Origin of the sequence: Paenibacillus sp. JJ-100 (genome assembly GCF_948329825.1) — a bacterium.
GTDB lineage: Bacteria > Bacillota > Bacilli > Paenibacillales > Paenibacillaceae > Paenibacillus.
In genome coordinates this window covers 1-483 of the sequence record NZ_CAOJCM010000028.1, presented here as the reverse complement: position 1 = coordinate 483, position 483 = coordinate 1, and the positions used below count along the sequence as shown (strand labels likewise).

Sequence of the window (483 nt, the reverse complement as noted above, 5' to 3'; positions counted from 1 at the left end):
TCAAACTCTCAAACGTTTGGTGGCGATAGCGAAGGGGTTCCACACGTTCCCATCCCGAACACGACCGTTAAGCCCTTCAGCGTCGATGGTACTTGGACCGCAGGGTCCTGGGAGAGTAGAACGCCGCCAAGCGTAACCCATATCGGGTACAAAATGTATATAATGTGGGCCCTTAGCTCAGTTGGTTAGAGCGCACCTCTGATAAGGGTGAGGCCGGTGGTTCGAGTCCACCAGGGCCCACCATTTACACATCTAAATAATATATGGGGCCATAGCTCAGCTGGGAGAGCGCCTGCCTTGCAAGCAGGAGGTCAGCGGTTCGATCCCGCTTGGCTCCACCAATAAGATTTTTCAAGCTTGTTCTTTGAAAACTAGATATCGAAACGAAACAAACGCGAATTAGAACATTCCTTTTTAGCTGAACTTGTGTACAACAAGTTTCAATAAAAACGGTAGATTGCTGGAGCGAGTGATCGAAATGGA

At 49.1% G+C, this 483-nt stretch carries 2 tRNA genes and 1 rRNA gene; all 3 read left to right on the top strand.

The features are described from left to right. Window positions 1-15 precede the first annotated feature (15 nt). The 3 genes from rrf (at window position 16) to PQG66_RS25270 (ending at window position 341) form a co-directional block, all read left to right on the top strand. A 5S ribosomal RNA gene (gene rrf, locus PQG66_RS25280) occupies window positions 16-132 on the top strand. 34 nt (window positions 133-166) lie between these two features. Further along, a tRNA-Ile gene (locus tag PQG66_RS25275) sits at window positions 167-243 on the top strand. 22 nt (window positions 244-265) lie between these two features. Next, a tRNA-Ala gene (locus tag PQG66_RS25270) sits at window positions 266-341 on the top strand. Window positions 342-483 lie beyond the last annotated feature (142 nt).